This window comes from Hymenobacter sp. B81 (assembly GCF_044628455.1).
Taxonomy (GTDB): Bacteria; Bacteroidota; Bacteroidia; order Cytophagales; family Hymenobacteraceae; genus Solirubrum.
Map to the genome: position 1 here is coordinate 167,742 of NZ_JBIYZW010000001.1, position 25,751 is coordinate 193,492.

General features: G+C 65.5%; 32 protein-coding genes. 13 read left to right on the forward strand and 19 right to left on the reverse strand.

All coding sequences use genetic code 11. From position 1 onward, the window contains the following. Positions 1-64 precede the first annotated feature (64 nt). A complete protein-coding gene (locus tag ACE191_RS00700) occupies positions 65-427 on the reverse strand; it encodes a DUF3276 family protein (protein ID WP_400190254.1) in 363 nt (120 codons plus the stop codon). A gap of 262 nt (positions 428-689) precedes the next feature. Between ACE191_RS00700 and ACE191_RS00705 the strand changes: the two genes are divergently transcribed. Continuing rightward, positions 690-1,610 (forward strand): DUF58 domain-containing protein, encoded by a 921-nt coding sequence (locus ACE191_RS00705; RefSeq protein ID WP_400190255.1) that lies wholly within the window; start codon positions 690-692, stop codon positions 1,608-1,610. A gap of 21 nt (positions 1,611-1,631) precedes the next feature. Beyond that, positions 1,632-1,823, forward strand: a complete 192-nt coding sequence (locus ACE191_RS00710) for a hypothetical protein (protein ID WP_400190256.1) — start codon at positions 1,632-1,634, stop codon at positions 1,821-1,823. A gap of 20 nt (positions 1,824-1,843) precedes the next feature. Here ACE191_RS00710 and ACE191_RS00715 read toward each other — a convergent pair whose 3' ends face one another. Continuing rightward, the gene (locus ACE191_RS00715) at positions 1,844-2,488 is read right to left on the reverse strand and encodes a DNA-3-methyladenine glycosylase family protein (RefSeq protein ID WP_400190257.1); all 645 of its coding nucleotides are present in this window, start codon (positions 2,486-2,488) and stop codon (positions 1,844-1,846) included. Positions 2,489-2,638: 150 nt separating this feature from the next. Here ACE191_RS00715 and nhaA point away from each other — a divergent pair, with 150 nt between their 5' ends. Next, the gene (nhaA, locus tag ACE191_RS00720) at positions 2,639-3,796 is read left to right on the forward strand and encodes a Na+/H+ antiporter NhaA (RefSeq protein WP_400190258.1); all 1,158 of its coding nucleotides are present in this window, start codon (positions 2,639-2,641) and stop codon (positions 3,794-3,796) included. Between the two features lie 46 nt (positions 3,797-3,842). Here nhaA and ltaE read toward each other — a convergent pair whose 3' ends face one another. After that, positions 3,843-4,862 carry a low-specificity L-threonine aldolase gene (gene ltaE, locus ACE191_RS00725; RefSeq protein WP_400190259.1) on the reverse strand — a complete coding sequence of 340 codons (1,020 nt, stop codon included), beginning with the start codon at positions 4,860-4,862 and terminating at the stop codon, positions 3,843-3,845. 223 nt (positions 4,863-5,085) lie between these two features. Here ltaE and ACE191_RS00730 point away from each other — a divergent pair, with 223 nt between their 5' ends. Next, positions 5,086-5,250 (forward strand): hypothetical protein, encoded by a 165-nt coding sequence (locus ACE191_RS00730; protein ID WP_400190260.1) that lies wholly within the window; start codon positions 5,086-5,088, stop codon positions 5,248-5,250. 135 nt (positions 5,251-5,385) lie between these two features. On the opposite strand, the gene ACE191_RS00735 is transcribed toward ACE191_RS00730, so the two are convergent. After that, positions 5,386-5,883 carry a metallophosphoesterase family protein gene (locus ACE191_RS00735; protein ID WP_400190261.1) on the reverse strand — a complete coding sequence of 166 codons (498 nt, stop codon included), beginning with the start codon at positions 5,881-5,883 and terminating at the stop codon, positions 5,386-5,388. Positions 5,884-6,108: 225 nt separating this feature from the next. On the opposite strand from ACE191_RS00735, the gene ACE191_RS00740 reads away from it, so the two are divergent. Continuing rightward, positions 6,109-6,795 carry an NUDIX hydrolase gene (locus tag ACE191_RS00740; protein WP_400190262.1) on the forward strand — a complete coding sequence of 229 codons (687 nt, stop codon included), beginning with the start codon at positions 6,109-6,111 and terminating at the stop codon, positions 6,793-6,795. Positions 6,796-6,833: 38 nt separating this feature from the next. Next, positions 6,834-7,322, forward strand: coding sequence for a hypothetical protein (locus tag ACE191_RS00745; protein ID WP_400190263.1), 489 nt, complete (start codon positions 6,834-6,836; stop codon positions 7,320-7,322). A 149-nt stretch (positions 7,323-7,471) separates the two neighbouring features. Here the strand turns inward: ACE191_RS00745 and coaD are convergent, their stop codons facing one another. The 5 genes from coaD to ACE191_RS00770 form a co-directional block, all read right to left on the reverse strand. After that, a complete protein-coding gene (gene coaD, locus ACE191_RS00750; RefSeq protein ID WP_400190264.1) occupies positions 7,472-7,936 on the reverse strand; it encodes a pantetheine-phosphate adenylyltransferase in 465 nt (154 codons plus the stop codon). 33 nt (positions 7,937-7,969) lie between these two features. After that, positions 7,970-8,329, reverse strand: coding sequence for a four helix bundle protein (locus tag ACE191_RS00755; RefSeq protein WP_400190265.1), 360 nt, complete (start codon positions 8,327-8,329; stop codon positions 7,970-7,972). Positions 8,330-8,365: 36 nt separating this feature from the next. Beyond that, positions 8,366-9,256 carry a DUF3822 family protein gene (locus ACE191_RS00760; RefSeq protein WP_400190266.1) on the reverse strand — a complete coding sequence of 297 codons (891 nt, stop codon included), beginning with the start codon at positions 9,254-9,256 and terminating at the stop codon, positions 8,366-8,368. A 69-nt stretch (positions 9,257-9,325) separates the two neighbouring features. Beyond that, positions 9,326-9,835, reverse strand: a complete 510-nt coding sequence (locus ACE191_RS00765) for an NUDIX domain-containing protein (protein ID WP_400190267.1) — start codon at positions 9,833-9,835, stop codon at positions 9,326-9,328. Between the two features lie 115 nt (positions 9,836-9,950). Then, the gene (locus ACE191_RS00770; RefSeq protein WP_400190268.1) at positions 9,951-10,544 is read right to left on the reverse strand and encodes a DUF4126 domain-containing protein; all 594 of its coding nucleotides are present in this window, start codon (positions 10,542-10,544) and stop codon (positions 9,951-9,953) included. 594 nt (positions 10,545-11,138) lie between these two features. On the opposite strand from ACE191_RS00770, the gene ACE191_RS00775 reads away from it, so the two are divergent. From ACE191_RS00775 to ACE191_RS00800, 6 genes are all read left to right on the forward strand, one after another. Continuing rightward, the gene (locus ACE191_RS00775; protein WP_400190269.1) at positions 11,139-11,597 is read left to right on the forward strand and encodes a PaaI family thioesterase; all 459 of its coding nucleotides are present in this window, start codon (positions 11,139-11,141) and stop codon (positions 11,595-11,597) included. 3 nt (positions 11,598-11,600) lie between these two features. Next, a complete protein-coding gene (locus ACE191_RS00780) occupies positions 11,601-12,125 on the forward strand; it encodes a hypothetical protein (RefSeq protein WP_400190270.1) in 525 nt (174 codons plus the stop codon). A 67-nt stretch (positions 12,126-12,192) separates the two neighbouring features. Continuing rightward, a complete protein-coding gene (locus tag ACE191_RS00785) occupies positions 12,193-12,729 on the forward strand; it encodes a hypothetical protein (protein ID WP_400190271.1) in 537 nt (178 codons plus the stop codon). Between the two features lie 34 nt (positions 12,730-12,763). Continuing rightward, positions 12,764-14,218 (forward strand): ATP-dependent RecD-like DNA helicase, encoded by a 1,455-nt coding sequence (locus ACE191_RS00790; protein ID WP_400190272.1) that lies wholly within the window; start codon positions 12,764-12,766, stop codon positions 14,216-14,218. A 39-nt stretch (positions 14,219-14,257) separates the two neighbouring features. Continuing rightward, complete coding sequence (locus ACE191_RS00795) at positions 14,258-14,509, forward strand: hypothetical protein (RefSeq protein ID WP_400190273.1); 252 nt, start codon at positions 14,258-14,260, stop codon at positions 14,507-14,509. Positions 14,510-14,620: 111 nt separating this feature from the next. Further along, on the forward strand, positions 14,621-15,133 hold the full coding sequence (locus ACE191_RS00800; protein WP_400190274.1) for a DUF1573 domain-containing protein: 513 nt from the start codon (positions 14,621-14,623) through the stop codon (positions 15,131-15,133). Positions 15,134-15,217: 84 nt separating this feature from the next. On the opposite strand, the gene ACE191_RS00805 is transcribed toward ACE191_RS00800, so the two are convergent. The 5 genes from ACE191_RS00805 to ACE191_RS00825 all read right to left on the reverse strand — a co-directional run bounded on the left by ACE191_RS00805 (position 15,218) and on the right by ACE191_RS00825 (position 19,627). Beyond that, positions 15,218-15,598, reverse strand: coding sequence for a DUF423 domain-containing protein (locus ACE191_RS00805; RefSeq protein ID WP_400190275.1), 381 nt, complete (start codon positions 15,596-15,598; stop codon positions 15,218-15,220). A 144-nt stretch (positions 15,599-15,742) separates the two neighbouring features. Next, positions 15,743-16,408: a YggS family pyridoxal phosphate-dependent enzyme gene (locus ACE191_RS00810; protein ID WP_400190276.1), complete on the reverse strand. Its 666-nt coding sequence runs from the start codon at positions 16,406-16,408 to the stop codon at positions 15,743-15,745. A gap of 263 nt (positions 16,409-16,671) precedes the next feature. Next, on the reverse strand, positions 16,672-17,718 hold the full coding sequence (locus ACE191_RS00815; protein WP_400190277.1) for a VWA domain-containing protein: 1,047 nt from the start codon (positions 17,716-17,718) through the stop codon (positions 16,672-16,674). Between the two features lie 44 nt (positions 17,719-17,762). Continuing rightward, positions 17,763-18,710, reverse strand: a complete 948-nt coding sequence (locus tag ACE191_RS00820) for a hypothetical protein (protein WP_400190278.1) — start codon at positions 18,708-18,710, stop codon at positions 17,763-17,765. Continuing rightward, on the reverse strand, positions 18,710-19,627 hold the full coding sequence (locus ACE191_RS00825; protein ID WP_400190279.1) for a DUF58 domain-containing protein: 918 nt from the start codon (positions 19,625-19,627) through the stop codon (positions 18,710-18,712). Before ACE191_RS00825 ends, ACE191_RS00820 begins: the two co-directional genes overlap by 1 nt. A 26-nt stretch (positions 19,628-19,653) precedes the next feature. Here ACE191_RS00825 and ACE191_RS00830 point away from each other — a divergent pair, with 26 nt between their 5' ends. Continuing rightward, a complete protein-coding gene (locus ACE191_RS00830) occupies positions 19,654-20,088 on the forward strand; it encodes a DUF4296 domain-containing protein (protein WP_400190280.1) in 435 nt (144 codons plus the stop codon). A gap of 54 nt (positions 20,089-20,142) precedes the next feature. Here ACE191_RS00830 and ACE191_RS00835 read toward each other — a convergent pair whose 3' ends face one another. From ACE191_RS00835 to egtB, 5 genes are all read right to left on the reverse strand, one after another. Then, positions 20,143-20,487 carry a tRNA-binding protein gene (locus tag ACE191_RS00835; RefSeq protein ID WP_400190281.1) on the reverse strand — a complete coding sequence of 115 codons (345 nt, stop codon included), beginning with the start codon at positions 20,485-20,487 and terminating at the stop codon, positions 20,143-20,145. Between the two features lie 99 nt (positions 20,488-20,586). After that, on the reverse strand, positions 20,587-21,183 hold the full coding sequence (locus tag ACE191_RS00840; protein ID WP_400190282.1) for a DUF922 domain-containing protein: 597 nt from the start codon (positions 21,181-21,183) through the stop codon (positions 20,587-20,589). A 40-nt stretch (positions 21,184-21,223) separates the two neighbouring features. Then, the gene (locus ACE191_RS00845; RefSeq protein WP_400190283.1) at positions 21,224-22,597 is read right to left on the reverse strand and encodes an MATE family efflux transporter; all 1,374 of its coding nucleotides are present in this window, start codon (positions 22,595-22,597) and stop codon (positions 21,224-21,226) included. Between the two features lie 415 nt (positions 22,598-23,012). After that, positions 23,013-24,083 (reverse strand): L-histidine N(alpha)-methyltransferase, encoded by a 1,071-nt coding sequence (gene egtD, locus ACE191_RS00850; protein ID WP_400190284.1) that lies wholly within the window; start codon positions 24,081-24,083, stop codon positions 23,013-23,015. A gap of 86 nt (positions 24,084-24,169) precedes the next feature. Further along, complete coding sequence (gene egtB / locus ACE191_RS00855; RefSeq protein WP_400192287.1) at positions 24,170-25,495, reverse strand: ergothioneine biosynthesis protein EgtB; 1,326 nt, start codon at positions 25,493-25,495, stop codon at positions 24,170-24,172. Between the last annotated feature and the right edge of the window lie 256 nt (positions 25,496-25,751).

Genomic DNA, 25,751 nt, shown 5'->3' on the forward strand with positions numbered 1-25,751 from the left:
CAACGCGCGGCCCGCCGGGCAAAACCGGGCAAGCCACGCGTTGGCAGCAGAAAAAACCTTGGGGCTAGTAGGTGCCGCTGTCGGCCACGTTGCCGTTGAACTCGGGGCCGTCGTAGCGGTTGGGGTCGTTGAACTCGGGGCGGGGGCGGTCCAGCTCGGCCACTTCATCGGGCGAGAGCAGTTCCTCGCGCACGTAGCCGATGGCATCCTGCAGGGCTTCGGCAAACTTGAGGAAGTCCTCCTTGTAGAGGAAGATCTTGTGCTTCTCGTAGGAGAAGGTGTCGTCGTCGCGCAGGCGGCGCTTGCTCTCCGTGATGGTCAGGTAGTAATCCTGGCCGCGGGTGGCTTTCACGTCGAAAAAGTAGGTGCGCTTGCCGGCTTTGATGCGCTGGGAATAAATCTCTTCCTGTTCGTAGCGGTCTTCCACGGGGTCCAGCTGGTAAAAGTGTTGAATGAAGGGTGGGTTTGGGTTATTTCGAGACAATTGAAAAATCTCCGGCTAAAACTACCTTTTTGGGGGCGGACATAAAAATTTAGTTGCAACAAATTGACCCCAGGCAAGTTCCGGGGCCCGCCAGGGCCCTGGGGCGTGGTACATTTCCGACCTGTCGAGCTTGGCCCGGGCACCAGGGCCGCAACCGCGGCGTTACCTTCGCAGTCCTTGCTCATCCGCCGCTGCTCTGCTTCCCATGGCCCAACCGCTCGACCTTGCCGCCGTCCGCTCCTTCGAGAACCTGGAATTCCTGGCCCGGCACCTGGTCGACGGCTTCATCACCGGCCTGCACCAGTCGCCCTACCACGGCTTCTCGGTGGAATTCTCGGAGCACCGCCTCTACAACCCCGGCGAAAGCACCCGGCACCTCGACTGGAAGGTGCTGGCCCGCACCGACAAGCTCTTCGTGAAGCGCTACGAGGAGGAAACCAACCTGCGCTGCCACATCCTGCTCGACGTGAGCCCGAGCATGTACTACCCGCGCCCCAGCCACGACAAGCTGCACTTTGCCGTGCTCTGCGCCGCCGCCCTCACCACCCTGCTGCAGCGCCAGCGCGACGCCGTGGGACTGGTCACCTTCGCCGACGCCGTGGAGCTGCAAACGCCGGTACGCTCGACCAGCACCCACCGCCATACGCTATTGCTGCAGCTGCAGCAGCTGGTGGAGCGGGCCGCGCCCGCCGAGCGCAGCGGCACCAACGTGGCCGGCGTGATTCATCAGATTGCCCAGCAGATTCCCAAACGCTCGTTGGTGGTCATCTTCTCCGACATGCTGGGCCGCGGCCAGCGCGAGCAGCAGGAAACCCTGGCGGCCCTGCAGCACCTGCGTCACCAGCACCACGAGGTGCTCTTGTTTCACGTGACGGACCGCGCCACCGAGCAGGAGTTCGACTTCGAGGAGCGCCCCTACGTGTTTGAAGACGTGGAAACCGGCGAGCGGGTCAAGCTCAACCCCAGCCAGGTGCGGGAGCAGTACCGCCAAGCCATGCACGACTACACCCAGGAGCTGGCCCTGCGCTGCGGCCAGAACCGCATCGACTTTGTGCCCGTGGACATCCGCGAACCATTCGACAAGGTGCTCTACGCCTATTTGGTGAAGCGCGGCAAAGTGCGGTAGTCAGCCACTTAACTCAATTTTATGGGAACCGTTTTTCTGGTCGTCGTCTGCGTCATTCTCACCCTGCTGAGCGCGCTGCTGACCACCTACATTGCCCAGGGCCGCCCGTTTTGGCGCTGGTTTATCATCGGCCTGCTGTTGCCCTATCTGAGCATCTTCATTGCCATGATCGTGGTGTACCGCGAGCGGGAAGCCGAGGAAAACCAGGGTTGAGTTCATCGGGCACCGACGGGCTAGGGCGTGGGCGCGTTGTCCAACGACTGCCACAGGTACTTGCAGGCCAGGCTGCGGTAGGGGCGCCAGGGCTCGGCTAGCTCAGTCATGCGCCGCAGCAGGGCGCGGCCGGTTTCCGGCAGGCCGTAGTGGCGGCGCATGGCGTTCTGCACGCCCAGGTCGCCCTCGGCAAACACGTCGGGCTGGTCGAGGGCAAACATCTGCAGCATCTGCGCCGTCCAGCGCCCCACGCCCTTGATCTGGGTCAGGTGCCGGGTAAAGTCGTCTTCGGAGAGCTGGCTCAGGTGAGCGTGGTCGAGCTGCCCGGCCAGGTTGAACTCGGCAATGGCGCGCAGGTAGCCGGCTTTCTGCTTGCTGATGCCCGCGGCGCGCAGCTCGTCGTCGGAAAGCTGGGCCAGCTCGCGGGGCTCGGGGTAGCCCTCGGGCCGGAACAGTCCTTCGAACTTACGCCAGATGGCCGCGGCGGCCTTGGTCGAAATCTGCTGGCTGACCACGGCTTTGAGCAGGGCCAGGTACAAATCTTCGTGGGCCGAGGCGCGCACCGGGCGGCTCTGGGCAATGATGCCGGCCAGCACCGGGTCGGCCTGGCTCAGGTAGCGGCGGGCTTCGTCGTGGTCGTAGGTGTAGGTGGCGGGAGCAGTCATGGCGCAAACTTATCCAGCGCTATTGATTCGCGCTGCAGCGGTCCAGGGCAAAACCTGATTCCTAGGCGGCAGCCTCTATCCAAAAGTCCGCAACTTTGACCGGCCGCGTAGGCGGCCCCGGCCCGCCAGCTTCATTTTCCGCTTTTGCCTATGCCTTTCCGCCGCGTCATCAGTCCCATTCGTGAGCTTTCGGAGCGCGGCCAGCTGGCCGGCGTGCTGCTGATTCTGGCCACCATCGTCTCGCTCACGCTCAGCAACTCGGCCGCCGGCCCCGGCTACCTGGCGTTCTGGGAGCGGCACTTTGGCTTCGGAATGCTCGATAAGTCGGTGGCACACTGGGTCAACGACGGGCTGATGGCGGTGTTCTTTTTCATGGTGGGGCTGGAAATCCGCCGTGAGGTGCTCTACGGGGAGCTGGCCGAGCCCCGGCAGGCTATGGTACCGGCCCTGGCGGCTTTGGGCGGCGTGGCCGCGCCGGCCCTCATCTACCTGGCCCTGACCCGCGGCACGCCCGCCGCCCACGGCTGGGCCATTCCCACCGCCACCGACATTGCCTTTTCGCTAGGGATTCTGTCGTTGCTGGGCGACCGGGTGCCCTTTGCTTTGCGCGTATTTCTCACTGCCCTGGCCATCATCGACGATTTGCTGGCCGTGCTCATCATTGCCGCCTTCTACTCGGGTGGGCTGCACCTGGGCTTTCTGCTGGGCGCGGCGGGCATCTTTGGGGGTTTGCTGGTACTCAACCGCCTGCGGGTGCGGCCCCTGTGGATTTATCTGCTGCTGGGCCTGGGGCTGTGGTTCTGCGTGCTCGAGTCGGGCATTCATGCCACCATTGCCGGGGTGCTGCTGGCCCTGGCCGTGCCGGCCGGGCGCATTGAGGAGCTGGAGCACACCTTGCAAAGTCCGGTCAACTACGTGATTTTGCCCTTGTTCGCGCTCTGCAACACGGCCATTGTGCTTTCCGCCGGCGTGCTGCCGCAGCTCACCTCGGGGCTGGCTCTGGGCGTGGCACTGGGGCTGCTGCTGGGCAAGCCGCTGGGCATTGTGGGCGTTACCTGGGTGGTGGTGCGCCTGCGCCTGGGCCAACTGCCCACGGGCATTGGCTGGCGCCGCTTCGTGGGCCTGGGCTTTACGGCGGGCATTGGGTTTACCATGTCCATCTTCATTGCCACGCTCTCGTTTAGCGACCCGGCCGCCGTGGACCTGGCCAAGCTGGCCGTACTCATCGGCTCAGCCCTGTCGGCCATTCTGGGGGTGCTGATTTTGTTTCCCGGCCGCCTCACCGAGCAGGGCGAAGTCGACGAATAAGCTTGGGCCCGCGCCCCGTGGGCAATTCGGAGCGCAGGCCGAAAAGCTACTGGGGCTGCATTTGCAAGGCCTCAATGACCCGCTCAATGGCCGCGTCGTCCACGTCGAGGTGGGTTACGAAGCGCACCATCTGCGGACCGAATGCCGAGGCTTTGATGCCCTGCTCGCTCAGGTGAGCCAGGAATTGTTCTTCCGTGAGTCCCTCGCGCAGCCGGAAAATCACCAGGTTGGTTTCGGCGGGCAGCACTTCTTCGACGTAGGGCGCCTGCTGCAGGGCCGCGGCCAGCTGCTGGGCCCGGCGGTGGTCGTCGGCCAGGCGCTCCACGTGGTGCTCGAGCGCGTAGAGGCCCGCGGCGGCCAGGTAGCCCGCCTGCCGCCAGCCCCCGCCCATCACCTTGCGAATGCGCTGGCACTTGCGAATGAACTCGCGGCTGCCCAGCAGCACCGAGCCCACCGGCGCGCCTAGGCCCTTGCTCAGGCAGATGGAAATGGAACTGAACAGCCGGCCATACTCCTCGCTACGCTGCCCGGTAGCCACCAGGGCGTTGAACAGGCGGGCGCCATCCAGGTGCAAAGGCAGGCGGTGGCGGCGGGCCAACTCGGCAATGTCTTCCAGCGCCTGCCACGGGTAGCAGCTGCCACCGCCGCGGTTGTGGGTGTTTTCGAGGCAAACGAGGCGGGTGGTGGGGTAGTGAATGTTTTCGCTGCGAATGGCCGAGGCCACCTGCGCGGCCGTCAGCCGACCCCGGTTGCCGGGAAGCAGGGCCACCGAGGCGCCCGAGTGAAACGCAATGCCGCCCACTTCCCAGAGATAGATGTGCGCCGTCTGCTCGCAGATAACCTCCGATAGCGGCTCGGTGTGGGCTTTGATGGCAATCTGGTTGGTCATGGTCCCCGAGGGGCAGAACAAACCGGCCTCGAGGCCGAAGCGGCGGGCAGTTTCGTGTTCCAGCTCGCGCACAGTGGGGTCTTCCTCGTACACGTCGTCGCCCACCGGGGCGCGGAACATGGCCTCGAGCATGGCGGGCGTGGGGCGGGTTACGGTATCGGAGCGCAGGTCAATCATGGCGGGCAGGGCAAAGGGTGAAGGCGGTAAATCAGCCGGAAACGGCCGCTTCGGCGGGGCGCCGGCGGGTTCCGGCGGCCAAGCTACGGCCGCGGCGGCCCGGGGGCTGCACGGACCAGTGGCGGGGCGAGCTAACAATCACGCGGCAAGCGGCAAAATCTGTTAAATTTTTCTTTACCTTTGCCCGCTCAATTCTGCTGAATAGACTCAAACCGACCGCGTCATGACTGTTACCCGTCTCAAGCGTAAGCACCGCAAAAACATCGCCCGCGCCAACAACAAAGTGCAGGAAATCAAAGATCTGCTCCGCACGCCCGTTCTGAAGAACGTGGACATCGAGGAGCTGAAGGCCAGCTTCAACAAAAGCGAAGCCGCCAAAGCCGAGTAAGTAACGCGGCGGCTTCCTGCCCGGGAAGCAGCCTTCGGCATTCCGGCCGGTCGGCTGGTAATATCAGAAAACGCCCTTTGCAGCAGCAGAGGGCGTTTTTTTATGGCTTCCGGAAATTGTGCCCGTTGATGGAGGCTACACCCGCGGCCCCAGCTCCACGGCCTGCAGCTGCTGCACCTGTCCCTGCTCAATTTGGAAGCGCAACAGCGTGCGCACCTTGTGGAAGCCGTGGCGGCCCGCCGCGCCAGGGTTCAGGTGCAGCAGGCCCAGCGGCCGGTCGGGCATGGCGCGCAGAATGTGCGAGTGGCCGCAGATAAACAAACCGGGCCGCTCGCGCTGCAGCAGCGGCCGCACGGGTGGGGCGTAGCGGCCGGGGTAGCCGCCAATGTGGGTGATGAGCACCTTGAGCCCGGCCGCGTCGAATACCAGCGTTTCGGGGCAGCGCAGGCGCACCGCGCGGCCGTCGATGTTGCCGAACACGGCCCGCAGCCGGGGCCCCACGGCCTCCAGCTGGTCCAGCACCGACTCCGCACCCACGTCGCCGGCGTGCCAGATTTCGTCGCAGTCGCGTAGGTGGTGCACGATGCGGTCGTCGAGGTAGCCGTGGGTGTCGGAGAGCAGGCCAATGCGCATGGGGACGGGCAAAAAGGGGGAGTTGAGGCGGACCCGAAGGTACGGCGAGGGGCAAGTTTCCGGCGCAGTGTTACCTTTCCTGTCCGCAGCCGTATGCCGCCTCAACGGGCTACCACACCACCGGCCCCGGCCGGGGCCCGATTGCTTTTCTATCCCGAAATTAATGCTGTGTTTTGCAGCCTTGCAGTTGCCCAACCGGCCTCTTTTCCCTTCCGACTTGCCGCGATGAACGTCTTCATCAACGACATTCCCATCATCATCAAAAAGACCTCCGAGAAGGTCTACAAGCACCGCTACGACCTGATTCTGGGTTCGGAGGACGAGTTTACGTCCAAGGACCTGACGGGTGACGTGCTGGTGCGCGACGTGACGCCCGTCTTTCTCGACCGGCTGCTGCGCCTGATGGAAGTGAAGAAGCTCAAAAAGCTGACTTCGCTCACCCTGTTGGCCCGCAAGAAGTCGGCGCTGATTCTGCACCTGAAAGACCAGTTCAAAATCGCCAAGGCCGCCGGCGGCCTGGTCATCAAGGACGGGCTGGTGCTGATGATTTTCCGCCTGGGCAAGTGGGATTTGCCCAAGGGCAAGCTCAAGAAAGACGAGGACCCGGCCGAAGGCGCCCTGCGCGAGGTGGAGGAGGAGTGCAACATCAAGGTGGGCCTGCTCGACAAGCTGCCCAGCACCTGGCACTCCTACGCCTACAACGGCAACAAAATCCTGAAAAAAACGAACTGGTACGTGATGCAGTGCCTCGACGATTCGCTCATGAAGCCCCAGGCCGAGGAGTACATCGAAGAAGCCCGCTGGATGAAGCCCCAGGAAGCCCTTCAGTGCCTCGACGAGTCTTACGCATCCATTGCCCTGGTAGTGCGCCACTACCTGAGCGAAGTAGCTGGCAAGGCCCCCGCCAACTAACACTGCCCCGGCGCTCCACCGTCATTTTGTTTTCCTTCATGCGCCTTCTTCACCCTGCCCTGCTGCTGCCCGTCGTGCTGGTGCTCTGCACCGCCGCCTCCTGTACCCGCTCTACCCCGGTCAATGAAAAACCGGCTCCCAGTGGCGAATCGGGCCTGGCTAGTTCGGTGAAAGTAGACATGCCCGCCTTGGTCGGGCGCAACATCGACCAGATTCGCCGGGTGCTCGGGTCGCCCACCGAAACCACCCAGAGCACCGTGGGAGCCGAGCCCTCCGCCGCCCAGATGCGTGCCACCAAAGGCGAAGGGTGGATTAACACCTTCGAGTACAGCGGCTCGACTATCGTAGTAACCTTCAACGCCCGCACCCGCAAAGTGCGCGACCTGGTGCTGGTAGGCACCAACGAGGACGAGCTGATGCGCCGCGGCAACCTCAGCCTCGTGAGCCCCGACTACGTGGTGCTGCCGGTTGAAAACCCTACCCAGCCCAGCAAAATCACCGGCGTGCGCGTGGTAGCCCGGAAGTAATGATTAATTACTAATTCATAATTAGTAATTAATCATATGGTGACTTTTTGGTGCTAAGAAGTCATTGTCGAAATGTCGACAAGCTGGCAAAAATTGCACCCAGAAGCAGAAAGCCTATGGATGATTAATTACTAATTATGAATTCATAATTAGTAATTAATCGGCGGCATTTTGAAGGGCACAAAGTCGTCGACGTTGCCGCCGAAGCGGTGAATTTCGCGGATGATGGTGCTGCTGATGGCCGCCAGCGGCGGGGAGGTAATGAGAAATACCGTTTCCAGCTCGGGATTGACGTGGCGGTTGGCCTGCGCGATGGTATTTTCGTACTCGAAGTCGGTGGTGTTGCGCAGCCCGCGCAGCAGAAAGCGCGCTCCGGTTTCGCGGGCGAAGTCGGCCGTGAGGCCCTTGTAGGATTGCACCGACACCCGCGGCTCGTCGCGAAACACCTCCTCAATGATGCCCGTCATCTGCTCCACCGGCAGGTAGCGCGTCTTGCTGCTGTTGTTGCCGATGGCCACGATGATGCGGTCGAACAAAGCCGTGCCGCGCAGCACCACGTCGAGGTGCCCGTTGGTGAAAGGGTCGAAAGAGCCGGGAAAGAGGGCAATGCGCATCTCAGTTCATAATTAATAATTCATAATTGATAATTATGAATTATGGTGGGTCTTGGTCGTTACCAGAATACTGGTGATGATCTTGCCTAACTCCTCAACATCCGCAAACAACGAATCAAAGATGGGTGTAGGCAAATACTCATTGTCGTGCAGCAAGCGCAGCCAGTAATTGGTTTCGCGCGTTTCCTTGGCCGCTATGGTCAGCTTGCTGATGAAGCCCGGACGCGAGACTGCCGCAATGGCTTCTTCTACATTCGCCCCAACCGACGTGCCGCTCCGCAGCAACTGTTTCGATAGCACAAACTCCCGCTGCTCGGTTACAAGAAACTTATAGGCTTTCACCACCCGCGAAGCAAAAGCATACGACTTGGTTTGAATAACATTGTCTTTCATAGCGTCAATTAATAATTATGAATTCATAATTATTAATTACTCACAAAGGTGAAGGCTGTAGAGCTCGAAGTAGCGGTACTCAAACACGTCGTTGAGGCGGTAGCTGTAGCCCAGGTCGTAGGGGCGGTTGCCGAAGCGCACGTGGCGGATGTACTTGCGCAGCACGCTGAACAAGGCCGAGTCGTGCAGCACGTCGCCCCACACCGTTACGTGGTCGTCGTCGGGGTTCAGGCCCAGCTCCTGCATCACCAGAATGGTGTAGTAAATAAAGTCTTCGGGCGTGCTGAAGGCGAAAACGTTGCAGAACTCCGGGCGCTTGTCGCGCACCACCACAATGCTCAGCTCCTGCGGCCCCACGCTCAAATACAGGCGCCGGGCACCCTGCCGCTCGCTCTGGTGGGCGGCTCCTTCCAGCAGCGCGCTGGTTTGGTGCAGCAGCTTCTGGCCCGGGTAGGTGCGCTCAAACCAGTCGACCAGCGACTTCTCGGCCGCAAACACGCTCACCATCTCCTGGCCGGGGTGCCGAAAGCGGCGCACCACCTCGTGCCTGGGGTCTAGGGCATGGTGCAGCTCCAGGTAGCGGGCTTCGTCGCCGTCGCGGAACAGCGGGGCCGGCAGCAAAGTGAAGTGGCGGTTCTGCACGGCCAGCCGCACCCGGTTCCAGCCCGCCCGGCCCAGCAAATCGTGGTGGGCGGCCAGCTGCTGCACCTGCCCGGCCAGCGAGGTAGCCGGCTGGGGCGCGTAGTCTTCCAGCAGCACAAACTTGTTGCGGCGCACGTCGGCCACGCCCAGGCGCAGGCCGGCCGCGCCGGCCGTCACGTACAGGTTGTAGCCCGCCAGCTGCTCGGCGTCGAAGGTCTCGTCGCGCAGGCGCAGCAGGGCCGGGGCAGGGGCGGAAGAAGCAGCAACGGAAGCAGCAGGAGTCACGGGCAGCGCGGGAAAGTGGGCAGCGAAAGAGCCGCTAAAGGTACGACGAGGGGCCGCAACCGCCGCGGCTCAGCGCAGGCGCAGCTGCGGAATGTAGGCGTCGTCGGTGCTGATCAGGTCGCGCAGAATGGGGTGTACCTGCTGGGGCGGCAGCCCCACCAGCTCGCGCGGGGTGCGCCAGGCCAGCTCCGTGAGCAGCTGCTCGCCGGGGCCGTGCTCGGGGTCATGGCCCAGCCGGGGCACGGCCGCTGCGTCGAGGGGCAGCACCTCAAAAAACAGCTCCAGAGCCTGCAGGCGCGCGTCGTGGTACTCGTGCAGGTGCAGGAAGCGCCCGGCCCGCACCGCCAGCCCGGTTTCCTCCCGAAACTCGCGTTCCACGCCCTCGCGCAGCGTCTCGCCGAAGTGCCAGCCCCCGCCGGGTGGCGACCAGAACTGCTGCGGCGCGGGCAGCAAGCCCCGGTGGGCGGTCAGCAGCAGCGCGCCCTCGTGCACCAGCAGGCCGCACACGCGCACGCGGGCCCGCTCGGCGTAGGCCGCCAGCAACGAATCGGGGGAGGAAGAAGGAGGGGAAGTAGCCAAAAGGTGCGTGGTGCTAAGCGAAGGGTAGGAGCAGGGGGCGTCGGGTGGAGGCCGGGGCCCCTTAAACGCGCCGGCAAACCTAGCACGTATGTCCCGGATTGTCGGGCGGCCGCGCTCAGCGTAGCCCGCCCGCCTCGGGCACGGGACGGCGCTGCCGCCAGCGGCGCAGCCGGCTCAGCACCCACACTACCAACCCAATGGCCAGCCCGGCCATCAGCAGCGGTGCTAGCAAGCCCAGCACCGCGCCCACCAGGGCCAGCAGGTTTTCCACGGTGGCCAGCACCGGGTTGCCCAGCCCCCCGGTCGTGGCCGTCGAGCCCGCCCGCAGCAGCGCCGTGCCCGACTGAATCACGCCCGCCGTGCCGCCGCCCACCAGCACGCCCAGCCCCCAGCGCAGCAGCGGATTCAGCTCGGGCAGGGCCGAAGTCATCAGCAGCGTGCCCGCCACAAACGAGGCCGGGGTGGTGAGCGTGTCCAGCAGGTTGTCGACCACCGGAAAGTAGTAGGCCAGCATTTCGGCCAGCGTGGCCGTGGCCAGCACCGCCAGCGCCGGCCAGCTGCCCAGCCAAGCAAAGTCGGCTGAGGGCGTCATAAAGCCCGTGCGGTAGGCCAGGCCGGTGGCCAGCAGCGGCACAAAAATGCGGAAGCCCGCGCAGGCCGCCAGCGCCAGCCCCAGGGCCCCCGCCAGCAGGTAGTCAGAAGGATTCATGGTTGTACAGAAGAAAAAGCCCCCGCCCAAGGTAGCATACGCAGCCCTGCCCGGCGGGGTGAACAGCCGCCAGTACTCCGCCGCCCCTCACCGAGGCCCACCGGCAGTAGTAGTTTGAGTTCAAGCTGCTACTGGGTCGTGTGGGTGCGGAATGGCATGCGCTGATAGCGGTACTACCACTCAAAGTAGTAGTACCACTTCACCCACCCGACAACGCCCGCGAGTCGATCTTCCAGCGTTATCCAGCCCCATCAATAGGATAAATCACGCATCAACTGGATAAATCCCTGGCTAGCCGAACAAAACACCCTTTCGCTATGGCAAAACACGATTCGGCTATTGCATAACACCCTTCAACTGTCGCAAAACACCCTTCCGCGGTTACGAAACACCTTTCGACTGTCGCAAAACACCCCTTGGCAGCCACGAAACACCCTTTGGCTGGAGCGAAACACCATTCGGCAGCCGCAGAACACCCTTCGTCAGCGACGAAACACCATTCGGGCAGCGCAAAACACTTTTCGCCAGCTGCCCAACGCCCGTTGCCCGCCCCGGCCGTAGGGCGGCCCGCCCCGGCGGGGTACCTTTGCCCCAATGTCCTCCGTCCCCGCTTCCGAATCCGCCGCCGACCTCACCGGTCGCATCCGCCGCAAGCTGCAGCGCCAGCACTTCATGCACCTCATCGGTGCCGACCTCACCCGCATCGAGCCCGGCCGCGTACAGGCCGAGCTGGCCCTCGAGCAACGCCACCAGCAGCAGCGCGGCTTTGCCCACGGCGGCCTCGTGGCCACCATGGCCGACCTGGTGGCCGGCTTCGCCGCCGTCACCCTCGTGCCCGACGACCACGGCATGGTCACCGTCGAGCTCAAAACCAGCTACCTGCACCCCGGCATCGGCGAGCGGCTCGTGGCCACCGGCTGGGTGCTCAAAGCCGGCCGCCGCCTGCACTTCTGCGAAGCCGAAGTCCGCTGCTTCGGCGGCCAGAACCCCGCAGAAGGGTTGTTGATTGCGAAGGCCACCGCCACCATGGCCGTCATCGAACCTACTCCCTGAACCATGCCCCGCCCCGCGCCAAACCACCTTCTCAGCCTGCTGGCCGTGCTCAGCACCCTGGCCTTCAGTGGCTGCGGCGCGCCCGATACCCCTGCCGCTCAAACGCCCACCAGGAAACCTCAGCCCGCCCGCGACTCCCGCCCCGTGGCTAGTGTCTCGCGGCCGCAGCAGCTGGCTGCCCACATCCTTCGCGCAGCCTCGCCCGATTCCCTGGCCGCCCTCGAAGCCCTGGCCTGCCGCAGCGACGGGGAGGAATCCGAGGAAGTCGGCGCTGCCTGCGAGCTGCTGTGGGAGCAAAACCTGCCGCTGCTCATCCGGTACCTCCACCAACACCCTACCAGCTGCCTGAGGCAGGCCATTATCAGCGAATTGGGAGCCGGCTTCATCGATGCGGAAACCCGGGCCCAAGACCTGGCCGAATTTCGGCGTGAATCGACGCAAAGAGCCACCCAACTGGGACTCTCGCCGACCGAAAAAACGTTGGTCCAGCAGATAACAGCCGCTGTCGACCCCACCGTGTTCGATTAAGGAAAGTCCCCGCCGCAAGCCCGCTGATATCCACGCCCTCACGCTCGTAATCAAACCTGCCTAGTAGATGAACCCTGTGCAGCCCTCAGAGTGGAAATACCGCATCGTCTGGGTACAACTGGGGCAGCAAGAACACTTCATGTTGTGGATAGAAACCCCCGAAAGTGAAGCCCTATGGGCCGATGCTGCCGGACGGGTACCGAGCTTCCGTAGCTTGGCCGAGCTAACTGCGCTAACCGATTCCATAGGCGCACGGCTGATAACCCATATGCCGGAACTGCTGAATTTGGATCAAGTGGTAGAATGGCTGGGTAATTCTGCTAAACAGGTGCCCTACAAAGCTTGCCTACTGTCTTGGTTTATATTCGAGGGGCTGGCTAGTGGTGCCAAGGCAACGTTTCTTGGCAATCGTGGAGGGCCGGTTTGCAACCGCGTATTCTACAAACTGTACGATAATTCAGGGCCTTGGCGCCTCCGGCCTGATAGAGCTCAGCAAGTCAACCGTTGGCGCAAGGAGGAGCGCAACACCCTGCGCCGCGTGCTGCGGCAGGGGTTCCGCCTGTGGGCGAAATATGTTGGCCCGGCATCGAATGCCCCTGCCTAATTTGCTGTTTCAATAGCTGACTCCAGCGCCCCGAATGATAACGACCAGAATCCCGTCAGTCCGCAACTACTTTCCCTTCGACCCCACCGAAGACCAGTCCACCCTGTTCGGGCAGCTCGACGGCTTTCTGCGCGACCAGTTGCCGGGGCGCAAGGTGTTTCTGCTGCGCGGCTACGCCGGTACCGGCAAAACCACCGTCGTCAGCGCCCTGGTGCGCTGGCTCGACAAAATGGGCCGCAAGTACGTGCTGATGGCCCCCACAGGCCGCGCCGCCAAGGTGATGAGCCAGTACGCGGGCGTGCCGGCCAGCACCATTCACAAGCGCATCTACCGCAAGTCGGGCGGCTCCGAGAGCAACATGGCCTTCACCCGCCAGCCCAACCGCGCCGGCGAAACCCTGTTCATCGTCGACGAGGCCTCCATGATTTCCAACGAGAAATCCTTTGGTGAAAGCGCCCTGCTCGACGACCTGCTCGGCTACGTGTTCGAGAAAACCACCAACCGCCTGCTGCTCGTGGGCGACACCGCCCAGCTGCCGCCCGTGGGCCAGAGCCTGAGTCCCGCCCTCGACGCGGGCGTGCTGGCCGGCTCCTACCGCTGCCGCGTCGACGACGCCGAGCTGCGCCAGGTCATGCGCCAGGCCGAGGCCTCGGGCATCCTGATGAACGCCACCGCCCTGCGCGAGCAGGTGCGCCTGCCCAATGCCGACGCCCCCGCCAGCCCCGCCGAGCAGCCCAGCATTCAGTTCGTCACCCGCGGCTACCCCGACATCTACAAGATGGGCGGCGACAAGCTCGAAGACGGCCTGCGCTGGGCCTACAAGCACTTCGGCCACGAAAACACCACCATCATCTGCCGCTCCAACAAGAACGCCAACCAGTACAACCAGCTCATCCGGCGCGTCATCTTCGAGGCCGAGGACGAGATTGAGGCCGGCGACTACCTCATGATCGTGCGCAACAACTACACCTGGCTGCCGCCCGAGTCCGAAGCCGGCTTCCTGGCCAACGGCGACTTCGTGGAAGTCACCAAGATCATCCGCCGCATCGAGGAGTTCGGCTGCCGCTTCGCCGACGCCCGCCTGCGCCTGGTAGACTACCCCGACGAGCCCGAGCTGGAGGCCCGCCTGCTGCTCGACACCCTGCACACCGAAAGCCCCGCCTTTCCCGCCGACCGCAACAAGGCCCTCTACGAAGCCGTGTCGGAAGACTACTCGCATCTGCCTACCAAGAAAGAAAAGGCCCAGGCCCTGCGCCAGGACCCCTTCCTGAACGCCCTGCAGGTGAAGTTTGCCTATGCCCTCACCTGCCACAAAGCCCAGGGCGGCCAGTGGCCCGCCGTCTTCGTCGACCACGGCTTCCTGAAGGAGGACATGATCAACGCCGAGTTCACCCGCTGGCTTTATACGGCCATTACCCGCGCCTCCGAGAAGCTGTTCCTGCTCAACTTCAACGCCAAGCTGGTCGACGGCGAGCCGGTGAATGATTAAGCCCGCGGCGGTGTTCTGCGGCTGATGCCGTCCAACCACATGTTGCCTTGCTACCTCTTCCTGTTGCTGCTGAGTTTGAGCAGCCTGCCCGCGCAGGCGCAGCTGCGCGCCCGGCCCCGGGGACCAAAAGCCGCCCCCGCCGTGCCCCGTTCGCTGCGCAGCGCCCCGCCGCCGGCCGCCGCGCTGGCCCCGCCCATGTCGCGGCAGGACCGGCGGGCCTACGAGCAGTGTCCCCCGCCGCCGCGCGCCGGGCGCAAGCCCCGCCAGTCGCGGCTGCGGCGCATTTTCTGAGCAGTGGCCGACCTTCGGCGGACAACCTTCCGTGGGCTGGTCCGATTCTTGGCTAGCATCGCAAAAACCTTAAATTTGCTGACCCTCAACGTCCCTAATTCCGCACCCATCATGAAAAAAGCACTCGTCCTGGCGCTGTCGCTCACGCTGGCTGGCTTTGCCGCCCAGGCCCAAACGGCTGCCGTGCAGCCGGCCAATGCCAAGGAAAAGGTAAATGGCCCGCAAATCACCTTCACCGAGCTGAAGCACGATTTCGGCAAGATCAAGCAGGGCGACGTGGCCGAGCACGTGTTCAAGTTCAAGAACACCGGCACCGCGCCGCTGGTCATCTCCAACATCGGCACCACCTGCGGCTGCACCACCCCCGACTGGACCCGCGACCCGGTGATGCCCGGCAAAACCGGCACCATTACCGCCAAATTCAACTCGGCCGGCAAAATGGGCATGCAGAACAAGGTGCTGACCATTGAGTCGAACGCCGCCGGCGGCAACACCTCCATTGCCATGATTGGCGAAGTGCTCGACCCGGCCGCCGCTCCCACGGCCGAGGTAAAAACCACCGAGGTGAAAATGAAAGCCAAGGAAGGCGAGGTGAAAGCCAAAGCCAAGAGCAAGAAGTCGTAAGCCCCGCTGCACGGCCCACCCATACGAAGGCCCGGCTGGAATCGTCCAGCCGGGCCTTCGTGCGTTCGGCACCGCGGGCCGGCGCTAGGGCATGCGCATAACCGCCACGGCCAGCAGCACCCAGCCAATGATGAGCAGCACCCCACCGATGGGCGTAACGGCCCCCAGCCAGCGCAGGCCCGTAAAGCACAGCAGGTACAGCGAGCCGCTGAAGACGAGGATGCCGCCCGTCCAGAGCCAGCCGATGGTGCCCAGGTGGGGCAGCTCGGGGCGCAGCAGGTAGAGCACGCCCACGGCCAGCAAGGCCAGGGTGTGGTAGAACTGGTAGCGCACGGCGGTTTCAAAGGTGTCGAGGCGGCCGGCGGCTTCGAGGTGGGCGCGCAGGGCGTGGGCCCCGAAGGCCCCGAGCGAAACGCCGAGGGCCCCGAAGACGGCGGCCAGCAGCAGGATAAGACGGGCGGTCATGGGTGAGGTGGTGAAAGGGTGAAGTAGGGAGTAGCTGTTGTAGCGCGAACGTTGACTACGCCGACCCGCGGCTCCGTTCGCGTATGCACCCCGCAGGCGCAGGGGAAAGCACGAACCCTTGGCCCCGCCGGTCGTTGCCAAGCACTAAGCCGGTCGGCTGCCGAAGATGGCGCTGCCCACGCGGATGAGGGTGCTGCCTTCGGCCAGGGCCAGGCGGTAGTCGCCGCTCATGCCCATGGATATTTCCCGGAAGTTCTCGTCGTGGGCGAAGAAGTGCTGGCGCAGGTGCTCGAAGTAAGTGCGCAGGGCCGTGAACTCGCGGCGCAGCTGGGCCTGGTCGTCGGTGTTGGTGGCAATGCCCATCACGCCGGCCACCTGCACGTGCTCGAGCGGGCCGGCCTCGCGCAGCAGCTCCTCGGCTTCGGGCAGCGAGAGGCCGAACTTGGTGTCTTCCCGGGCAATGTGAAACTGCAGCAGCACCCGGATGCGGCGCTGGTGACGGGCGGCGTGCTTGTCGATTTCCTGGAGCAGGCGCAGGCTATCGACGCTCTGAATGGTGTGCACGAAGCCGGCAATCTGCTTGACCTTGTTGGTTTGCAGGTGCCCGATCAGGTGCCACTCGATGTCGGCGGGCAGGGCGGGGTGCTTGCTGAGCAGCTCCTGCACGCGGTTTTCCCCGAACAGGCGCTGCCCGGCGTCGTAGGCTTCCTGAATGCGCTCGGGCGGGTGGATTTTCGATACGGCGACCAGGCGAGCGGCGGTGCCGGCCAGCTCCCGCTGGAAATGCGCAATGGACTGGGCAATGGACATGGGGCAAAAGTAGCCCACGGCGCTCAGCATTCAGCACGACTGGTGGGCGGGGTGGGCAAGCCGCTGGTTACCGGCCCGTAGCCAGCGGCGCGCTTCGCGGTTTTGTGCTATTCGGCTTAAGGGCGCACGGGGCAGTTTGAGCGAAGGCGGAACGAACCCACTCCGAAAGGAGCCCGAAGGCAATAGTTGGGAAAATGCAATCCAGCGCCCTGGTGGCGGCCTCTTAGCTACGGGGCCGTACGAGCCCGAAAGCAACCCCGGCGCTAGTCTTCGAGGGCGTTGGTGAGGAAGGTGTTTTTCAGGGCCAGCCACAGCAGCCACAGGCCCAGGGCCCAGTACAGGTAGTAGCGGTAGTAGTCGTGGGTGTTGCGGTAGCGGGTGAGGCGGATTTCGGTTTTCTCCAGGCCATCGATGCGGGCAAACACGCTTTGCAGGGCCCGCTCGTCGGTGGCGCGGAAGAAACGGCCCTCGCCGGCGGCGGCAATCTGGCGCATGGTGCTTTCGTCGAGGCGGGTTTCCACGTAGCGCGGGCGGCCCAGCTCGTCGCGGCCGTAGGGCACGGTGCCGTCGCGACCCAGCCCGATGGTGTAGAGCTTCAGCCCAAAAGCGTGGGCCAGCTGGGCGGCCGTGAGCGGGTCGATGCTGCCGGCCGTGTTTTCGCCGTCGGAGAGCAGGATGCCCACCCGCGAGCGGCCGGGCGAGTCGCGCAGGCGGTTGGTGACCACGCCCAGGGCCGTGCCGATGGCCGTGCCGTCGGCGGGCACCATGCCCAGGCGCAGGCGGCCCAGCTCCTCGTCCAGCAGCTCGTAGTCGGTGGTGGGGGGCAGCACCGAGTAGGCTTCGCCGGCAAACACCACCAGTCCGATCCGGTCGCCGCGGCGGCCGCGCACGAAGGCCCGGGCCACGCGCTTGGCGGCTTCGAGGCGGTTGGGCTGCAGGTCGCCCAGCTCCATGGAGGCCGACACGTCGACGGCCAACACGATGTCGATGCCGCGCCCGGTTTGCTCGATGCGCTCATCGGTGCGCTGGGGCCGGGCCAGGGCCACAATGCCGAAGGCCAAGCTCAAGGCCAGCACTAAGTCGGGCACGAAGCGCAGCCCGGCGCTCCAGTGGCCGCGCACCTGCCCGTGTACGAAGGCTACTTCGAGGCGGGGGCGGCGCTGGGCCAGTAGCTCGCGCAGCAGGAACAGCAGGGGCACCACCGGCAGCAGCAGCAGCAGGCGCGGGTGGGCCCACGCGTAGCCCGCCAGCGTGGAGTAGCGCAGGCCGTCGAGGAGGGGCGCGAGAAAGGAATGCCAAAGCTGCTGCATGCGGGCGGCTTACCGTAAAAGCGGCTAAAGGTACGCAAGCGCGCCTAGGCCGGGGGGCGCTGGGGAAAGGCCTCGGCGGCGCGGGCAAAGCGGCGGTCAGCAAAGCGGCGCAGCAGCTCCAGGGCCTCGTCGGTTTCGGGGCCCATCTCGTCGGGGTGCTGGTTGCCGTAGATGACGCGGTCGGAGAGCTGCAGGGCCGTGCGCACGTCGGGGTCGTAGTTGTAGAGGGCCACGATTTCCTTGGTCGTAAGCGTGTTCAGGGCGTTTTCTTCGAGGCGGGTGAGGTAGTTTTTCCAGAGCGTGATGGCGCGCTCCATGTTGGCCAGCGAGCGGCTGAGCTGGAACCGCTCGAGGTGGCGGGCGTACTGGGCCAGAAAGTAGAGGTGGTTGCGGCGCAGCTTGTAGCCCTGGTAGCGCTGGCGCAGGCGCCGCCCGAAGCTCCACCACACGATGGCGGCCAGCACCAGCAGCCCGGCCAGCGCCGCCAGCCAGTAGGGGTAGTTGAAGCGCGTAGCCACCGGCCGCGCGGCGGTGTTCTGGCGCAGCGGGGGCAGCTCCTGGCCGGGGGCCAGCGCCGGCGCCGTGAAACGCAGCCGCAGGGTGGCCGGCAGGGGCCGCAGCCGCAGGGTGTCGCGCCCGCTCAGGATGGTCACGGGCAGGCTCAGGGGCTGGGCCGAGTCGAGGGCGAAGGTGCGCAGGGTGTAGCGGCAGCGGTCGAGGCTGCGGCCCTGGCGGGTGACGGTGGGCCAGTAGCGCCGGGCCACGTACTCGAAGGGGGCGAAGTCGGCCGTGGAGTCGGGAAATACCACGTTCAGGGCCGGCGCGTGGCGAAACGTAAGCTCGTACTCCACCAGCTCGCCCACGCGCGCCGCCGGGCGCAGAAACCGGCCCTGGGGCAGGGTGTCGGGCGGGGCGGGCGCGGCCTGGCTACCCCGGGCGGTCAGCACCCCGAGCAGGCCGAGGCCGACGAGCAGGTGGGTGGCGCGGGGCATCAGGCAGAGGGGCGCGGGGCGGGGCCGCGGCGGTTGCGCAAGCGAAACAAATTCACCAGCTGGGGCACATAGTCCGAGTCGGTGGAGATGGGCAGGAAGGCGGTCTGGTGGCGGCGGCAGATGTGGCCGATCCGCTCCCGGTTCTGCTCGTAGGTGAGGCGGTAGCGCGCCCGCCAGGCCGGCGAAGAGGTGTTGACCCACACCGTGCGCCCGGTTTCCTGATCGCGCAGCGGCACAATGCCCAGGGGCGGAAACTCCTGCTCGCGGCGGTCGAGCAGCTGCACCACTACCAGGTCGTGCTTGCGGGCCAGCATGGTCAGTTCCCGTTCAAAGTCCACGTCGATGAAGTCGGAGAGCAGCAGCACCAGGGTGCGGCGCTTGAGCAAGGCCAGGGCCTGCCCGATGCCGGCGGCTACGTTGGTGCCAGGGCTGACGGGTTGCAGCTCAAACAACGACTTGATGAGGGCGTAGGCGTGGCGGATGCCCTTGCCCGGCGGCAGGTACAGCTCCTTCTGGTCGGAAAAAGCCAGCACGCCGAGCTGGGCATCCTGGCGGGCAGCCGACAAGGCCAGGATGCCGCAGATGTCGCGGGCCACGTCGAGCTTGCGGCGGCCCTGCGCGCCCACCTGCTGCGAGCGGCTCACGTCCAGCAGCAGCAGCACCGACTGCTCGCGCTCCTCCTTGTAGGTTTTCACGAAGGTGCCGTGGCCCTTGGCCGACACGGCCCAGTCGATGGCGCGCACTTCGTCGCCGTACTGGTACAGGCGCACGTCGTCGAACTCCAGGCCGGTGCCCTTGAACACGGAGTGGAAGTCGCCCTGCAGCTGGGTGTCGACCACCTTGCGGATGCGGATTTCAAGCTGGCGCAGGCGGCGGATCAGCTGTTGCAGGGCGGTTTCGGGGACGGGGGCGCTCATCGGGAGGGCTAAAATACGCAGCCGCCGTGAAGCCCGCCGCGGCGGCGGCCCCGGGCTGGCCCGAAATCGGCGGGGAGCAGGCAGGTATTACCTTTGCCGCCGTGAAAAACCCGCTGTCCGCACTTTTGCTGTTGCTTGGTCTGGTCCTTTTCAGTCAGTGCGACCGGCCCGAAGACCCCGTGCCGCCCGCCCGCCTGCTGCCCCGCGACCAGATGGTGCGCGTGCTCATCGACCTGCACCTGACCGAGTCGCGCGTCGAAGCCAGCAACCTCTCGCCCGACTCGGCCAAGGCCCTGTTCAACCAGCAGCTCCGCGACCTGTACTGGCGCCACAAAGTCGAGGAGAAGGTGTTTCGCGACAGTTACCACTACTACGGCATCCACGACAAGGACCTGGAGGAAATCTACACCACGGTGCTCGACAGCCTGAAGCAGCGCGAGTACCGGGCCGGGGCCAAATAGTCTACCACCCAGCCTGCGGCCCCAGCTTTCAGCGGCACAACCGCCGCGGCGGTTTCAGGCCAGGCGGCTGCCGTTGGGCACGGGCCCGGCCAGGGCGGCCAGCACAATGCGCCCCTGCTCGTCGGGGGCGCCGGTCACCAGCACCTCCGAGCGGAAGGGGCCGATTTGCTTGGGCGGGAAGTTGACCACGCACAGCACCTGCCGGCCCAGCAGCGTGTCGGGGGTGTAGAGGTCGGTTATCTGGGCGCTGGACTTGCGCTGGCCCAGCTCGGGGCCCAGGTCGATGAGCAGCTGATAGGCCGGCTTGCGCGCCTGCGGAAACGGCCGGGCGTCCACGATGGTGCCCACGCGCAAGTCCACGCGCTCAAACTCGGTCCAGGAAAGCGGAGTGTCGTTCATGGTCCCGAAAGTACGCGGGCCAGGAAAAAGCCCGCCGGGCCGCGCAAAGCAGGGCCCGGCGGGCTGGGGTATGGCAGCCCGTGAACAAGCCGCGGGGGGCTAGTTGGCCGCCGGCTCGTCGAGGGCATAGGCCTGCGACTCCAGCAGGCGCTGCTGCACTTTCTGGTCCCAGGCCTGCTGCTGCACCAGGTTCAGGCCGTGGTTGCTTTCCACGTCGTAGCGCTGCTGCTCGCGCTGCCATTCGCTGATGGTTTGCTTCATCAGGTTGTTGAAGGCGGGCTGCAGCTTTTCGCAGTCGAACTTGGTGGCCTTCAGGCGCTGGCGCATGCGGCGGGCGTACACTTCGGTGAGGTCGAAGTGCACCTGCTCGTGGCGCAGCAAAGCCGCCGAGGCGGTTTGGGGCGTCTTCACCCACGACTCGGCGGGCGTGAAGGTGGCCTGTACCGTAGAAGAAAACACGTAGTCCTGGCAGCCGATCTTGGCGCCGATGTTGGCCGTGGTCATGGCGTGCAGCGGGTCGCCGGAAGCGGGGCGGGCCTTGAAGTCAGCCCAGGTGAGCGGGCGCTTGGCCGACCACACCAGCAGCTCGGGCTCGGCCTTGGCGGGCGGGGCGGGGGGGGGGGTCGGGCCCTGCTTGGCGGGGCCTTGCTGGGGCGCCCCAAGGGCCAGCAGCAACATCAGCAGCAACGAGAGCATAAGAACAACTAGGGGCGGCTTACCGGGCCGCCGTGCGGGGTTAACGCTGAACGCCGGCCGGTTCGTTCACCGGCTGCCGGGCCGTGGCGCTCAGCAGGCCGAAGCGGTAGAGCAGCAGGCCGGCCACCAAAGTTAAGCCCACCAGCAAACCCACCCACACCCCCGGCGCGCCCCAGCCCAGCTTAAAGCCCAGGAAGTAGCCCAGCGGCAGGGCCGCCGCCCAGTACGAGAGCAGGGCCACCACCGAGGGCACCTTCACGTCGTGCAAGCCGCGCAAGGCCCCCAGGCCCACCACCTGCAAGCCATCGGAAATCTGAAACAGCGCCGCAATGAGCAGCAGGCCCACGGCCTGGGAGGCTACGGCGGGGTCACCGTTGTAGAACTGGGGTACCCACTGGCGCCCGGCAATCAGCAGCAGGCCCATGGCCGTCATGAACGCGAAGGTCAGCAGGTAGGCCGTGTAGCCGGCGTGGCGCGCCCCGGCCCGGTCGCCCAGGCCGCTGAGGTTGCCCACCCGAATGGTGGCCGCCGCCCCGATGCCGCTGGCCGCCATGTAGGTAACCGAGGCCACGTTGATGGCAATCTGGTGCGCGGCCTGGGTGGTGGCACCCAGCCAGCCGGCCATGATGGCCGAGAAGGCGAAGGCGCCGACTTCAAAGATCATCTGCACCCCAATGGGGAAGCCCAGGCCCAGCAGGCGGCCCAGCACGGCGGGGGAGAGGCGCAGCCAGGAGCCGGCCGCGGCGCGGTAGGGGGCCAGGCGCGGGGTGCGCAGCACGTAGGCGGCCATGAGTACGGCCATCAGCAGGCGCGCCACCAGCGTGGCCCAGGCGGCGCCCATCATGCCCAGATCCGGCATGCCCAGGCGCCCGAATACCAGGCCGTAGCACAGCACGGCGTTGAGCACGTTGGCCAGCACCGAGAGCTGCATGGCCTGGCGGGTGAGGCCCAGCCCTTCGGCAAACTGCTTAAAGCCCTGAAACACCATCAGCGGAATCAGCGACAGAAACATCACCCGCGCCCAGGGCAAAGCCAGCTGCACCACCTCGGCGGGCTGGTCGATGTGGGGCAGCAGGGGCAGCAGCAGCCAGCCCAGGCCGGCCAGGGCCAGACCGGCCAGCGTACTCATCGTCACGCCGTTGACCAGCAGCTGGCCCAGGGCGACGGTGTCGCGGCGGCCGTCGGCGGCGGCCACCAGCGGGGTAATGCCCATCGACACGCCCAAACCCAGCATCATCACCACCGTGGTCACGCTCACGCCCAGCGACACGGCCGCCAGCGGCACGGTGCCGGTCTGACCCACCACCACGCTGTCGCACACGCTCACCAGGATGTGGCCCAGCTGGCTGAGCACCACGGGGTAGGCCAGCAGCAGGGTAGGACGAATGTGAGGTCGAAGCGAGGAAAGGGCCATGATGCAGTCGGAAACGGGGCCGCAAAGGTACGCAGCCAAGTTGCCGGGAGCCCTATTCGGGGTAAAGGCGCAGTCGGGGCCTCACCCCCGGCCCCGCTCCGGAAGCGAGGGGAGCCAGACGAAGCAGTATCAGATTCTCGCACGCTGTAGAAGGTCTCGTCGTCCGAGCCGCGTGGGCGTCATCGTTCAACGGCGTAGCGACGCGATGGGTCGCGTCGCTACGCCGGGCGGGTGGCACGGGGCCGGGTGGAGGTTGGGTTTACTATCCGGCGAGATGCCTCGGTCCCTCGCTTGATGCACGACCTGCTCGGCATGAACGGGCTGTTTCGAGTCGTTCAGCGGTGGTAAGGTCCTTCGCGTTGCTCAGGATGACGAATGCTTGATGGCAGCCCTGACAACTATCAACTGGCAACTATCAACTATCAACGGAGAACAGCACGTCGGCAAACCACTGCTGCTCGTCGGTGAAGGCTTCGAGCACCCGCAGCCCCACGGCGGCGGCCAGCTCCTCGATCTGGGGCAGGGTGAACTTAAAGGAGCTTTCGGTGTGAATGGCTTCCCAGGCTTCGAAGCTGAAGGCGCGGCCCAGGGCAGCTACCTGCACCGTCTGGGCCCGGCGGCTGACCAGGTAGGAGCGCATGGCACCGTCCTGGGGGTTGTACTGGGCAAAGTGCTGCCACTGGCCCAGGTCGAAGTCGGCGCCCAGCTCGTGGTTGAGGCGGGTGAGCAGGTTCAGGTTGAAAGCCGCCGTCACGCCCTGCGCGTCGTCGTAGGCGGCGTGAATCCGGCGCGGGTCTTTGCGCAAGTCGAAGCCCACCAACAGCCGGTCGTCGGGGCCCAGGTGCCGGGTCAGCTCGCGCAGGAAGCCCTGGCGCTCGGCCGGGCCGAAGTTGCCGATGTTGGAACCCAGAAACAGCACCGCCTTGCGGCCGGGCTGGTCGCGCAGTTCGGCCAGGGCCGTCAGGTACTCGCCCACCAAGGGCTCCACCCGCAGCGCGGGCAGCTCCTGGCGCAGGCTCTCGGCCAGCCCCTGCAGGGCCGAGGGCGAAATGTCCACCGGGGCGTAGGCAAAGCCGGGGCTGACGGTGAGCAGCTCGCGCAGCAGAATCTTGGTTTTGAGGCCGTCGCCGGCGCCCAGCTCCAGCAGCTGAAACGGCGCGCCGTCGGCCGGGGCCAGGGCCGCCGCCAGGGCCCGGCGGTGGCGGGTGAGCAGCCCAAACTCGGTGCGCGTGGGGTAGTACTCCGGCAGCTGCATGATCTGCTGAAACAGCCGGCTGCCCTCCGCGTCGTAGAAGTACATCGACGACAACGCCCGCGGCTGCCGGCTCAGCCCCTCCAGCACGTGCGCAGCCAGTTCGTTGTTTGTTGTTGGTTGGTGGTTGGTGGTTGGTGGTTGTTCGTTGTGCGGGTTTTGGTTGTCGGTGGGGCGCTGAGGCGTTTCAGCTGACTGGCGGGAGGAAGAAGGCGGTGTGATGGAAGCGGCCATAAGGAAAGGGAGAAGCGGGAAGCAGAAAGACAAATCAGGGCCGCAGGCACGACCCCAAAAACCAACAACCAAAAACGAACAACCAGCTACTGAGCCAGCCGGATGCCGGTGAACTGCCAGCGCTTGTCGGCGTGAAAGAAGTTGCGGTAGCTGAGGCGAATGTGGCTGGCGGGCGTGGCGCAGGAGCCCCCGCGCAGCACCAGTTGGTTGATCATGAACTTGCCGTTGTACTCGCCCAGCGCCCCCGGGGCCTTGTCGAAGCCGGGGTAGGGGTGGTAGGCCGAATACGTCCACTCCCAGCAGCTGCCCAGCAGCTGGTGGCAGCGGCCGGGGGCGGCGTCAGCGGGCAGGGGGGCGGGGTCGAAGCGGTTGCTTTCCAGGAAGTGGGCCGGGTCGAGGGTGGGGGCAAAGCGGCGGGCGGCCAGCTCCCACTCGGCTTCGGTGGGCAGGCGCGCCCCGGTCCAGTGGGCGTAGGCATCGGCCTCGTAAAAGCTCACATGGGTCACGGGTGCGGCCAGGTCGAGCGGCTGCAGGCCGTGGTGGGTAAAGCGCAGCCACTCGCCGGCGCGCTCCACCCAGTACAGCGGCGCCTGCCAGCCCTGGCTTTGCACCAGCTCCCAGCCCTCGCCCAGCCAGGGCCGAAAGTCGCGGTAGCCGCCGGCGCGCACAAACTCCAGGTACTCGCCGTTGGTCACCAGCCGGTTTTGCAGGCGGAAGTCGGCCACGTATACCGGGTGGGCCGCCAGCTCGTTGTCGAAGCAGAAGCCGGGCGCGTCGCCGGCCGCGGGCTGGTAGCCGATGGTGCCCACCCCGCCGGGCACGCTCAGCCAGGTAGCCGCCGGGGCAGCCGTAGCGCTGGCCACCGGGGCGGGCTGGTCGGTCCAGTAGGCCGGGGCCAGCGGGTTGGTGCTCAGAATGTACTTGATGTCGGTTACCAGCAGCTCCTGGTGCTGCTGCTCGTGCTGCAAACCCAGCTCAAACACCGCGGCGAAGGGCGCCGCCTCGTCGTCGCCGACGGTGGCCAGCAGCCGCTGCATGTGCTCGTCGACGTAGGCGCGGTACCGGTACACGTCGGCCAGCGGCGGGCGCGAGAGGGTGCCGCGGTCGGCGCGGTTCACGCGGCTGCCCAGGGAGTTGTAGTAGGAGTTGAACAGGTAGGCGTACTGCTCGTGAAACACGCGGTAGCCGGGCAGGTGCTCTTGCAGCAGGAAGGTTTCGAAAAACCAGGTGGTGTGCGCCAGGTGCCACTTGGGCGGGCTCACGTCGATGATGGGCTGCACCACGGTGTCTTCGGGCAGCAGCGGGCGGCAGAGCGCGGCGGTTTGCTCGCGCACGGCGGCGTAGCGACTTTGGCGCCGGGAAGCGGCCGGGGGCCGGGAGGCGGGGGCAAGAGCGGAAGTGGCGGCGGGCATCATGGGCGGCAAGTAAAAGCAGGTTCGCGGGAAACTACGCAGAAGCGCCGCCGACCGCTCACCCGGGGACCCTGCGGCCCGCCGGCTGCGTCGGCTGCAAGGGAGAAAGCCGTAAGCCCGGCCGAAGGTTATGCTCCTGAGCCCCAGCAAGCCGCCGAATGCCCCGTCCAGGGGTAACCGGAACAAGCCGACCAGCAGCGGAGTGCTTAGCGGCTGATGGTACTTTGTCAATATACCGCCGCTAATCTGAGTCTAC

What these genes read in the sequence shown, in the direction of transcription:
- ACE191_RS00705 (WP_400190255.1), top strand. Translation starts at nt 690, where the DNA reads ATGGCCCAACCGCTCGACCTTGCCGCCGTCCGCTCCTTCGAGAACCTG.
- ACE191_RS00710 (WP_400190256.1), top strand. Translation starts at nt 1,632, where the DNA reads ATGGGAACCGTTTTTCTGGTCGTCGTCTGCGTCATTCTCACCCTGCTG.
- ACE191_RS00715 (WP_400190257.1), bottom strand. Translation starts at nt 2,488, where the DNA reads ATGACTGCTCCCGCCACCTACACCTACGACCACGACGAAGCCCGCCGC.
- nhaA (WP_400190258.1), top strand. Translation starts at nt 2,639, where the DNA reads ATGCCTTTCCGCCGCGTCATCAGTCCCATTCGTGAGCTTTCGGAGCGC.
- ltaE (WP_400190259.1), bottom strand. Translation starts at nt 4,862, where the DNA reads ATGATTGACCTGCGCTCCGATACCGTAACCCGCCCCACGCCCGCCATG.
- ACE191_RS00730 (WP_400190260.1), top strand. Translation starts at nt 5,086, where the DNA reads ATGACTGTTACCCGTCTCAAGCGTAAGCACCGCAAAAACATCGCCCGC.
- ACE191_RS00735 (WP_400190261.1), bottom strand. Translation starts at nt 5,883, where the DNA reads ATGCGCATTGGCCTGCTCTCCGACACCCACGGCTACCTCGACGACCGC.
- ACE191_RS00740 (WP_400190262.1), top strand. Translation starts at nt 6,109, where the DNA reads ATGAACGTCTTCATCAACGACATTCCCATCATCATCAAAAAGACCTCC.
- ACE191_RS00745 (WP_400190263.1), top strand. Translation starts at nt 6,834, where the DNA reads ATGCGCCTTCTTCACCCTGCCCTGCTGCTGCCCGTCGTGCTGGTGCTC.
- coaD (WP_400190264.1), bottom strand. Translation starts at nt 7,936, where the DNA reads ATGCGCATTGCCCTCTTTCCCGGCTCTTTCGACCCTTTCACCAACGGG.
- ACE191_RS00755 (WP_400190265.1), bottom strand. Translation starts at nt 8,329, where the DNA reads ATGAAAGACAATGTTATTCAAACCAAGTCGTATGCTTTTGCTTCGCGG.
- ACE191_RS00770 (WP_400190268.1), bottom strand. Translation starts at nt 10,544, where the DNA reads ATGAATCCTTCTGACTACCTGCTGGCGGGGGCCCTGGGGCTGGCGCTG.
- ACE191_RS00775 (WP_400190269.1), top strand. Translation starts at nt 11,139, where the DNA reads ATGTCCTCCGTCCCCGCTTCCGAATCCGCCGCCGACCTCACCGGTCGC.
- ACE191_RS00780 (WP_400190270.1), top strand. Translation starts at nt 11,601, where the DNA reads ATGCCCCGCCCCGCGCCAAACCACCTTCTCAGCCTGCTGGCCGTGCTC.
- ACE191_RS00785 (WP_400190271.1), top strand. Translation starts at nt 12,193, where the DNA reads ATGAACCCTGTGCAGCCCTCAGAGTGGAAATACCGCATCGTCTGGGTA.
- ACE191_RS00790 (WP_400190272.1), top strand. Translation starts at nt 12,764, where the DNA reads ATGATAACGACCAGAATCCCGTCAGTCCGCAACTACTTTCCCTTCGAC.
- ACE191_RS00795 (WP_400190273.1), top strand. Translation starts at nt 14,258, where the DNA reads ATGTTGCCTTGCTACCTCTTCCTGTTGCTGCTGAGTTTGAGCAGCCTG.
- ACE191_RS00800 (WP_400190274.1), top strand. Translation starts at nt 14,621, where the DNA reads ATGAAAAAAGCACTCGTCCTGGCGCTGTCGCTCACGCTGGCTGGCTTT.
- ACE191_RS00805 (WP_400190275.1), bottom strand. Translation starts at nt 15,598, where the DNA reads ATGACCGCCCGTCTTATCCTGCTGCTGGCCGCCGTCTTCGGGGCCCTC.
- ACE191_RS00810 (WP_400190276.1), bottom strand. Translation starts at nt 16,408, where the DNA reads ATGTCCATTGCCCAGTCCATTGCGCATTTCCAGCGGGAGCTGGCCGGC.
- ACE191_RS00815 (WP_400190277.1), bottom strand. Translation starts at nt 17,718, where the DNA reads ATGCAGCAGCTTTGGCATTCCTTTCTCGCGCCCCTCCTCGACGGCCTG.
- ACE191_RS00820 (WP_400190278.1), bottom strand. Translation starts at nt 18,710, where the DNA reads ATGCCCCGCGCCACCCACCTGCTCGTCGGCCTCGGCCTGCTCGGGGTG.
- ACE191_RS00825 (WP_400190279.1), bottom strand. Translation starts at nt 19,627, where the DNA reads ATGAGCGCCCCCGTCCCCGAAACCGCCCTGCAACAGCTGATCCGCCGC.
- ACE191_RS00835 (WP_400190281.1), bottom strand. Translation starts at nt 20,487, where the DNA reads ATGAACGACACTCCGCTTTCCTGGACCGAGTTTGAGCGCGTGGACTTG.
- ACE191_RS00840 (WP_400190282.1), bottom strand. Translation starts at nt 21,183, where the DNA reads ATGCTCTCGTTGCTGCTGATGTTGCTGCTGGCCCTTGGGGCGCCCCAG.
- ACE191_RS00845 (WP_400190283.1), bottom strand. Translation starts at nt 22,597, where the DNA reads ATGGCCCTTTCCTCGCTTCGACCTCACATTCGTCCTACCCTGCTGCTG.
- egtD (WP_400190284.1), bottom strand. Translation starts at nt 24,083, where the DNA reads ATGGCCGCTTCCATCACACCGCCTTCTTCCTCCCGCCAGTCAGCTGAA.
- egtB (WP_400192287.1), bottom strand. Translation starts at nt 25,495, where the DNA reads ATGCCCGCCGCCACTTCCGCTCTTGCCCCCGCCTCCCGGCCCCCGGCC.